Genomic DNA, 9,254 nt, shown 5'->3' with positions numbered 1-9,254 from the left:
AAGATTTAACGGGGCTAAGCACAGAACCGAAGCTTGGGGTGCATAACTTTGTTATGCGCGGTAGAGGAGCGTTCCGTAAGCCGTTGAAGGTGGATTGAGAAGTCTGCTGGAGGTATCGGAAGTGCGAATGCTGACATGAGTAACGATAATGCGGGTGAAAAACCCGCACGCCGAAAGCCCAAGGTTTCCTTGCGCAACGTTAATCGGCGCAGGGTGAGTCGGCCCCTAAGGCGAGGACGAAAGTCGTAGTCGATGGGAAGCAGGTTAATATTCCTGCACCTCGCGTAAGTGCGATGGAGGGACGGAGAAGGTTAGGTGTACCAGGCGTTGGTTGTCCTGGGGAAAGGCGGTAGGTTTGGATCTTTGGCAAATCCGGGATCCTTTAAGACCGAGCACCGAGACGAGCCTTTATGGCGAAGTCACTGATACCACGCTTCCAGGAAAAGCTCCTAAGCTTCAGCTTACGCAGACCGTACCGTAAACCGACACAGGTGGGTAGGATGAGAATTCTCAGGCGCTTGAGAGAACTCGGGTGAAGGAACTAGGCAACATGGCACCGTAACTTCGGGAGAAGGTGCACCCTTTTTGGTGGCTCGTGCGAGCTATAGCTGAAGAGGGTCGCAGTAACCAGGCCGCTGCGACTGTTTATCAAAAACACAGCACTCTGCAAACACGAAAGTGGACGTATAGGGTGTGACGCCTGCCCGGTGCTGGAAGGTTAATTGATGGGGTCAGCCGCAAGGCGAAGCTCTTGATCGAAGCCCCAGTAAACGGCGGCCGTAACTATAACGGTCCTAAGGTAGCGAAATTCCTTGTCGGGTAAGTTCCGACCTGCACGAATGGCGTAACGACAGCGGCGCTGTCTCCACCCGAGACTCAGTGAAATTGAAATCGCTGTGAAGATGCAGCGTTCCCGTGGCAAGACGGAAAGACCCCGTGAACCTTTACTATAGCTTTACACTGAACGTTGAGTTCGTCTGTGTAGGATAGGTGGGAGGCTATGAAACTGTGGCGCTAGCTGCAGCGGAGCCATCCTTGAAATACCACCCTGTCGTGCTTGACGTTCTAACCTGGGCCCATTATCTGGGTCGGGGACCGTGTATGGTGGGTAGTTTGACTGGGGCGGTCTCCTCCTAAAGAGTAACGGAGGAGCTCGAAGGTACGCTCAGCGCGGTCGGACATCGCGCACTGTGTGCAAAGGCATAAGCGTGCTTGACTGCAAGATCGACGGATCAAGCAGGTAGGAAACTAGGACTTAGTGATCCGGTGGTTCTGTATGGAAGGGCCATCGCTCAACGGATAAAAGGTACTCCGGGGATAACAGGCTGATACCGCCCAAGAGTTCATATCGACGGCGGTGTTTGGCACCTCGATGTCGGCTCATCACATCCTGGGGCTGTAGTCGGTCCCAAGGGTATGGCTGTTCGCCATTTAAAGTGGTACGCGAGCTGGGTTCAGAACGTCGTGAGACAGTTCGGTCCCTATCTGCCATGGGCGTTGGAGATTTGAGAGGGGCTGCTCCTAGTACGAGAGGACCGGAGTGGACGAACCTCTGGTGTTCCGGTTGTCACGCCAGTGGCATTGCCGGGTAGCTATGTTCGGAAGCGATAACCGCTGAAAGCATCTAAGCGGGAAGCGCGCCTCAAGATGAGATCTCCCGGGGCACAAGCCCCCTGAAGGAACCATGTAGACTACGTGGTTGATAGGTCAGGTGTGTAAGTACAGCAATGTATTGAGCTAACTGATACTAATGATCCGTGCGGCTTGACCATATAACCTCAAGTTGCCTTGGCTTTACGACAACGTCGTAAGAGCATCCAAGTGCACGCTACGTCACAAGAACTATGCGAGGCTGGCGCCTTGTCCCCCGGGACGAGTGCGACGCTCCAAAAGCCTCCCTGGTGAAATTAGCGCTGTGGAACCACCCGATCCCATCCCGAACTCGGAAGTGAAACGCAGCTGCGCCGATGGTAGTGTGGCTCAAGCCATGCGAGAGTAGGTCATCGCCAGGGTTTATACCCAAAACCCCGCTGCTCACGCAGCGGGGTTTTTCTTTGTGCGCAGGAAAATGCAGCTGCCGGAATGCACCGGTAGATCCACGCCATGCGTGGATACGTGCATGGGCCTGCGCAATGGACGTGTCGAGGTTGCCGGCCAGCACCCGGCACTACCGGTGATGGGGCCATGCAATGCATCCGGTGGTGGTATCGGTAGGTCCACGCCATGCGTGATGCGTGATGCGTGGTGTGGGCATGCGCACTGCGCGCGGCGTGGTTGCCGGCCAGCGGCCGGCACTACCAAAGGATCGATACCACCGGGTCCTGTGCCTCCCGTGATCCGTCACGCAGGACACATAAAAAAGACGGCGCCCTGCGGGCGCCGTCTTCACATGGCTCGTGTTGAAGGCCGGGATCAGGCGACCAGCGCCACGCCCTGTGACTCCTGCCGACGGAACACCGACACCGCATCATCCAGCGTTCCCGCCTGCGACTGCAGCTCGCGTGCTGCGGCAGTTGCTTCCTCCACCAGCGCAGCATTCTGCTGCGTGGCCTGGTCCATCTGCACCACGGTCTGGTTGATCTGCTCGATACCGATTGACTGCTCCTGCGACGCCGCGGATATCTCGCGCATCAGGTGGCTGACATTCTCGACACCCCCCACGATCCCCTGCATGCGTTGGCCGGCATCCGCCACCAGCTGGGCACCTTCGCCCACCTGGCGGCCGGCTTCGTCGATCAGCTTCTTGATCTCCTGGGCCGCCGCCGCCGAACGCTGCGCCAGAACCCGCACTTCACTGGCCACCACGGCGAAGCCTCGGCCCTGCTCGCCGGCGCGCGCCGCCTCCACGGCGGCATTCAGCGCCAGGATGTTGGTCTGGAACGCGATGCCGTCGATGACGCCGGTGATGTCGCCGATCCGCTTCGACGCGCCCTCGATGGCCTGCATGGTGTCGACCACCCGCCGCATGGCCAGGTTGCCGTCGCTGGCCGCGTCCTGCGTGGAGGACGCCAGCGCGCTGGCCTCCCGCGCATGGGCGGCGTTCTGGCGCACGGTGGCCGTCAGTTCCTCCATGGAGGCCGCGGTTTCCTGCAGATGCGCCGCCTGCCGCTCGCTGCGCTCGGACAACGCGCCGTTGCCGGCAGCGATCTCACCGGCCGCGGTACTGATCGACGATGCGCAGTCCTGGATGCGGCCGACCATGCGTGCCAGCTGTTCCGCCGTGGCATTGGCGTCGCGCTGGATGGCAGCGAAGGCGCCGTGATACTCGCCGTGCATGCGCCGATCCAGGTCGCCGTTGGCCAGTGCCGAGAGCATCTGCCGCACTTCGTCGATGGTGCGGCCCAGCGTATCCAGCAACTGGTTGATGCCACCGGTCAGGCCATCGAGGAAGCTCGCCCCTTCGGTGGCCTGCAGGCGCTGGTCGAGATCACCGGCGGCGGCGGCAGCGACGATGCCGGCCACGGCGTTCTCCAGCGTGAGTTCGTGGGTCCGATCATGCCACTCCACGGCAAAGCCCAGGCGCGCGCCCTGGTCGTCGAACACCGGTGTGACCACCTGCGCGAAGTGCACCGGGCCGATCTGCACCTTGCCGTTATGCGTGACCTGCAGGCCATTGAGGATGGCGCGGATGCGGTCCGGGTTGGCGTGGAAACGATGGATGCTGCTGCCCACCAGGCGTTCGGCGTCGAAATCGGGGAAGGCCTGTCGCAACGTTGCCTGCTGGTTGCGCAGCAGTGCTACCACCGAACGGTTCACATAGCGGATCACGTGGTCGTTGTCAGCGATCATCATCGCGGTGCGTGAGGCATCCAGCGCCTGGCGGATCTGCGCGTTCTCGGCATGCGCCGCCGCCTCGCGTCCGCGCTGGGCCTGCACGTGGCGCGCAGTGTCGGCCAGGGCGTGGGCCAGTGAACCCGGCGCATAGGCGCTGGTGTCGGCATGTGCACCAAGATCGGCGCCGGTGGCGATATCGCGTGCCAGCGCGGCAAGGCGACGCGGGCCATGCCCAAGTGTCTCGGTCTGCTGGCGAAGCCGCAGCGCGACCTGGCCGAGGAACAGGGTCAGGCCCGCGAACATGCCGGCCTGCAGCAGCGTCGGCCACACTGTGGCACCGCTCAGCAACGGGGCCAGCAGTGCGAGCGTGCCGACCCCACCGGCCAGCCACACCGGCAGCCGATCGCGGTGTCCCAGCAGCACGCCCAGCAACAGGGCAACCGGCAGTGCCGGTGACAGGCCGACGATCGCGCACACCAGCGCCAGTTGCAGTGACAACAGCGAGGCCAGGCCATTGCGGGCGAAGCCATGGCCAGCCTGGGATCCGCCCAGCCACGCCGCAGGCAGCACTGCAGCGGCAGCCAGCACGGCGGCCTGCACCTGTGGACCACGCAGGGCCAGCACCAGGCCAGCCAGGCCCAGTGCTGCGCTGCCGATCAGCAGGCGGCGATCAGCGCGGCGGGCGAGCTGCTGCAGGTGCGGCAGGCGAGCGGTATCGGGGGGACGGGAGAATGCAGCGGACATCGGCGACTCCTGGATCAGCAGACGACAGCGGCCATGCGGCGACGCACGCAGGAGTGCGTGGCCAGGGCATGGACCGGGAATTCGGGGAATGCGACGCAATCAACGTCGCGCAGACGGGGCGCCGTGACCACATCCTGTGGGTAACGGTGCAATGGAGCGGGCATGCGGACTTCCTTGCAGAACCAGACACACGCCGCAGGCCCGACCGGACCTGCGTGCTGCAGGCGCAGCGGCCCGCAACTGATGTATCGGCCGCAACTGCGCAGAGTGAAGTGCGCGGACGCCGCGACTCAGCCGGCGTTGTCGTTGCTGAAGAAGCGCAGGATCACCTCGGCGATCTGCGCCGGATCTTCCATGTGCAGGTGATGGTTGCCGGGAAACACCGCCAGACGGCCATCGCGCAGGTGCTGCAGGCGATCGCTGCGCATCGGCTCGGGATAGTAGGACTGCGCCGGCGTGGCATAGATCACCTGCGTCGGGCAGGCGATGGCCTGCAGCAGGTTGTCGATCTGGCCTTCGCTGAGACGGATCGCTGTAGGCAGCATCAGGCGCGGATCGCTGCACCAGCGGTAGCCACCCTCGACCGGTTCCACGCCGCGCTCGACCAGCAGCCGTGCACAGCGCTCGCTCAGCTGGTTGGTCATCATCCGTGCGCGGATCGGCGCGGCCAGGTCGGGGAACACGCGTAGTTGCTTGCGTGCCAGCCCACGCGTGGCATTCACGTGCTCGCGCAGGCGGTTGGCGGTGTCTTCTTCCGGACCGCGCAGGCCGCCGAGCGCTTCGATCGCCACCAACCGCTCCACGCGATCACTGACCGAGGCGGTGAGGCTGGCGATGCCGGCGCCCATCGAATGGCCGAGCAGGCTGAAACGGTCCCAGCCCAGCGCGTCGGCGACATCGAGTACGTGGCAGATCGCGGCGGCCGTGGTGTAGCTGGCACCGGCCGGCAGATGCGCGCTGTGGCCATGACCGGGCAGGTCGATGGCCACCAGCTGCAGCGAGGACAGGTGCGGGGCCAGTGGCACGAAGCTGGCGGCGTTGTCGAGCCAGCCATGCAGGGCCAGCACGCGTGGGCCGTCGCCGTGGTTGCAAAGGCCGGCGACGCGGGCGCCACCGACCTCGAGCTCAAGCGGCTGCAGGCTCATGCCAGCGAGGCCACGGCCAGTCGCGCCAGGGCGCGTGCGTGCTCCGGTTCGGCGTTGAGACAGGGGATGTAGCGCATTGTTGCGCCGCGCTCGGCCAGCGTCTCGGTGAAGCCCATCGCGACCTCTTCCAGCGTCTCCAGGCAGTCGGTGGCGAAGCCCGGGCAGACCACGTCGATCTGCTTCACGCCGGATTCGGCCAGCGCCCACAGGCTGGGTTCGGCATAGGGCTGCAGCCAGCGCTCGCGGCCAAACCGCGACTGGTAACCCATCTGCCACTCGTCCCTGCCCAGGCCCAGCGCGTTGGCAATGGCCTGTGCGCTGGCTTCGCAGCGCTGCGGATACGGATCGCCTGCATCGGCCAGGCGCTGCGGAATGCCATGGAAGGAGAACATCAGTGTCTGGCCACGACCGTGCTGTTCCCAGTAACGCCGGATCGAGCCGGCCACGGCCTCGACCCAGCCCGGATCGACCGAGTAATCGCGAACCAGGCTGACGGTTACACCCGGGTTCCGGCGCTGCCACGCATCGACCCGGTCTTCGACCGAGGCGGTGGTGGTGGTGGAATACTGCGGATACAGCGGCAGTACCACGATGCGGCGCGCGCCGTCGGCGGCCAGCCGGTCCAGCTCGCTGGCCAGCGCCGGTTCGCCGTAACGCATCGCGTGGCGCACAGTCAGGGTCGGCAGCAGGGCCTGCATGGCCTGCGCCAGCTGGCGCGTATGCACCATCAGCGGTGAGCCGTCGGGCAGCCAGACCTGGGCGTACTTGGCCGCCGAACGGCCGCTGCGCAGCGGCAGGATCAACCCGCGCAGCAGCGGCTGCCACAGCAGCGCCGGGATCGAGACCACGCGGGGGTCGGACAGGAATTCAGCCAGGTAACGGCGTACGGCGGGGGCCGTCGGCGTTTCGGGCGTGCCTAGGTTGACCGCCAGCACGGCGGTATCGGGTGCGTCGAGCATGGGCGGTATTGTCGCCGATCCGGTGCCGCGCCGGGATGCAGGGTTCGGATTGCAGGCATAGCGCGCATCAATGTGAGCAGGGAACGCTCATTGGAGATTCATGACAACACTACTAATTTCAGTCACTTGCTATATCTTCCTATGGACTGACTTCTGGAGCCTGCCATGCGTCGCCCGATCCAAGCCCTGCTGATCGCCGCCAGCCTGCTGTCCAGCCAGGCCATGGCCGGACCGCAGGAAGACCAGCGTGCCCGCAATGCCGTGCGCGTGCTGGCTGAAATCCAGGAAATCCCTGAACAGGGCATTCCGGACAAATTGCTCGACGAAGGCCGCGCGGTCATCGTCATTCCCGACACGATCAAGGCCGGTCTGGTCATCGGCGGTCGCCGTGGCCACGGCCTGATGTCGGTGCGCATGGCCAATGGCGCCTGGTCCAACCCGGTGTTCGTGAAGCTCACCGGGGGCAGCATCGGCTTCCAGGCCGGCGTGCAGTCTTCGGACGTGGTGCTGGTGTTCCGCAACGATCGCAGCCTGGACAACCTGGTCAACGGCAAGTTCACGCTGGGTGCCGACGCTGGCGTCGCCGCCGGTCCGGTGGGCCGCAACGCCGCCGCGGCCACCGACGGCCAGCTGAAGGCCGAGATCTGGTCGTGGTCGCGTGCCCGCGGCCTGTTCGCCGGTGTCGCCCTGGATGGTGCGGTGCTGCAGATCGACGACGCCGCCAACCTCGACGCCTACGGCAGCAACACCACGCCGCGGATGATCTTCGAAGGCCGCGCCGCCGGTTCGCCGTCGATGGACGTGGTCGCCTTCCGCGATCGCCTGGAAGAGGCCACCTACGCTGCGCGCAACAACCGCAGCGGCAACGGCGGCAACGCGCCGCGCCCGGCAGCGGCCCCGGCCGTCGCCCCGGCGCCTGTTCAGGCAGCGCCGGCCGCCCCAGCCGAGGCCACCACCGCGCCGCTGCAGAACGTGCCGCAGAACCCGCCGCCGCAGCAGCAGGGTTTCCAGCCGGTCAACGACGGCGAAATCCGCACGGAAACGCTGGGCGGAAACTGACTTTCGTCACGCGCGCCGGCTAACACCCGGTGCGCTATGCTCGACAGCCTGATCACTAACGTAACGAGCGTCTTTATGGGCAGTTTCAGCATCTGGCATTGGTTGGTCGTGCTGGCCATCGTCCTGCTGGTGTTCGGCACCAAGCGCCTGACCAGCGGCGCCAAGGACCTCGGTTCGGCGGTCAAGGAATTCAAGAAGGGCATGCGCGACGAAGACAAGCCGAACGCGCAGCTGGGCGATGAGTCGCGCAGCCAGGACGCCCCGCGCACCGCGCAGGACGAGCACGACCGCAACGCACGTTGATCCGGAGCGGTTGCGGTGTTCGATATCGGCTTCAGCGAACTGCTGGTGATTGCAGTGGTCGCCCTGGTGGTGCTCGGTCCCGAGCGCCTGCCCAAGGCGGCCCGCTTCGCCGGCCTGTGGGTGCGTCGTGCCCGCAATCAATGGGATTCGGTGAAACAGGAACTGGAGCGCGAACTGCAGGCCGAGGACATCAAGCGGCAGATGCAGGACGTGCGCCAGGGCATGCAGGACACCGAGAACCAGCTGCGCGCCAGCGGCGAAGCGATCCGTCGCGAAGCCCAGCAGGCACAGCAGCAGGGCGATGACCTGGTGCAGCAAGTCCGTGCACCGGCGCCAGCGGATCTGCCGCCGCACATGAGCGCCGCGCCCGATGCGGTTGAACCGATGCAGGACGGTGGTGCCGCCGAGCCGGCTTCGGCCGCGCCCGCTGAAGCCGGTACGCCGCCGCCAGCGCAGAGCACGGAGCGCCAGCCATGAGTGGACAGGATTTCGGCGAGAGCTCGCTGGTCGAACACCTGGTGGAACTGCGCGGCCGCCTGGTGCGCGCATTGCTGGGCCTGGGGGTGGCGCTGCTGGCGCTGCTGCCGTTCACCCAGAAGCTTTACAACGCATTGGCCGAACCGCTGGTCTCGCAGCTGCCCAATGGGCAGACGATGATCGCCACCAATCCGGCCGGTGCTTTCTTCGCGCCACTGAAGCTGACCTTCTTCGTCGCGTTGTTCGTGGCGGTGCCGTGGCTGCTGTACCAGCTGTGGGCGTTCGTCGCGCCGGGCCTTTACGCGCGCGAGAAGCGCCTGGCGGTGCCGCTGCTGGTGTCATCGGTGCTGCTGTTCTACACCGGCTGCGCCTTCGCCTATTTCCTGGTGCTGCCGGCGGTGTTCCACTTCCTCACCACCTTCAGCCCGGACGTGATCGCCATTACGCCGGATGCAAACGCCTATCTGGACTTCGTGCTGGCGATCTTCTTCGCCTTCGGCGGCAGTTTCGAACTGCCGGTGGCGATGGTGATCCTGGTGCTGCTGGGCTGGGTGACGCCGCAGCAGTTCAAGGAAGGCCGTGGCTACGCGATCGTCGGCATCTTCGTGGTGGCGGCGGTGCTGACCCCGCCGGACGTGGTGTCGCAGCTGATGCTGGCGATCCCGATGTGCCTGCTGTACGAGCTGGGCATCCACGCCGCACGCTGGCTGGTGCCATCGTCGGTAGTGAAGAAGCCCGCTGCATGATGCGGTAGCGGCGGGCCATGCCCGGCGTGCCGGGTTCGACGTGATGC

The 9,254-nt window shown here is 64.9% G+C and carries 7 protein-coding genes and 2 rRNA genes (1 of these 9 cut by a window edge); 6 read left to right on the top strand and 3 right to left on the bottom strand.

All coding sequences use genetic code 11. The features are described 5' to 3' along the window. Positions 1–1,772, top strand: a 23S ribosomal RNA gene (locus AASM09_RS21880) (it extends 1,108 nt beyond the left edge of the window). A gap of 125 nt (positions 1,773–1,897) precedes the next feature. Continuing rightward, positions 1,898–2,012, top strand: a 5S ribosomal RNA gene (rrf, locus tag AASM09_RS21875). A gap of 400 nt (positions 2,013–2,412) precedes the next feature. Here the strand turns inward: rrf and AASM09_RS21870 are convergent. The 3 genes from AASM09_RS21870 to hemH all read right to left on the bottom strand — a co-directional run bounded on the left by AASM09_RS21870 (position 2,413) and on the right by hemH (position 6,622). Next, a complete protein-coding gene (locus tag AASM09_RS21870; protein ID WP_049430282.1) occupies positions 2,413–4,518 on the bottom strand; it encodes a methyl-accepting chemotaxis protein in 2,106 nt (701 codons plus the stop codon). A 290-nt stretch (positions 4,519–4,808) separates the two neighbouring features. Continuing rightward, positions 4,809–5,663, bottom strand: coding sequence for an alpha/beta fold hydrolase (locus tag AASM09_RS21865; protein WP_049430281.1), 855 nt, complete (start codon positions 5,661–5,663; stop codon positions 4,809–4,811). Then, the gene (gene hemH / locus AASM09_RS21860; RefSeq protein ID WP_049430280.1) at positions 5,660–6,622 is read right to left on the bottom strand and encodes a ferrochelatase; all 963 of its coding nucleotides are present in this window, start codon (positions 6,620–6,622) and stop codon (positions 5,660–5,662) included. Before hemH ends, AASM09_RS21865 begins: the two co-directional genes overlap by 4 nt. Positions 6,623–6,787: 165 nt before the next feature. Between hemH and AASM09_RS21855 the strand changes: the two genes are divergently transcribed. From AASM09_RS21855 to tatC, 4 genes are all read left to right on the top strand, one after another. Continuing rightward, positions 6,788–7,681: a lipid-binding SYLF domain-containing protein gene (locus AASM09_RS21855; RefSeq protein WP_049430279.1), complete on the top strand. Its 894-nt coding sequence runs from the start codon at positions 6,788–6,790 to the stop codon at positions 7,679–7,681. 75 nt (positions 7,682–7,756) lie between these two features. Then, positions 7,757–7,984 (top strand): Sec-independent protein translocase subunit TatA, encoded by a 228-nt coding sequence (tatA, locus tag AASM09_RS21850; protein ID WP_049430278.1) that lies wholly within the window; start codon positions 7,757–7,759, stop codon positions 7,982–7,984. Between the two features lie 15 nt (positions 7,985–7,999). Continuing rightward, positions 8,000–8,461 (top strand): Sec-independent protein translocase protein TatB, encoded by a 462-nt coding sequence (gene tatB, locus AASM09_RS21845; RefSeq protein ID WP_049430276.1) that lies wholly within the window; start codon positions 8,000–8,002, stop codon positions 8,459–8,461. Continuing rightward, positions 8,458–9,207, top strand: coding sequence for a twin-arginine translocase subunit TatC (gene tatC, locus AASM09_RS21840; RefSeq protein WP_049430274.1), 750 nt, complete (start codon positions 8,458–8,460; stop codon positions 9,205–9,207). The genes tatB and tatC overlap by 4 nt, the downstream gene beginning before the upstream one ends. Positions 9,208–9,254: the final 47 nt, after the last annotated feature.

The sequence above is a fragment of the Stenotrophomonas maltophilia genome (assembly GCF_039555535.1).
Taxonomy (GTDB): domain Bacteria; phylum Pseudomonadota; class Gammaproteobacteria; order Xanthomonadales; family Xanthomonadaceae; genus Stenotrophomonas; species Stenotrophomonas maltophilia_Q.
The sequence above is the reverse complement of the archived record's forward strand: the minus strand, read 5'-3'. Positions and strand labels throughout refer to the sequence as shown.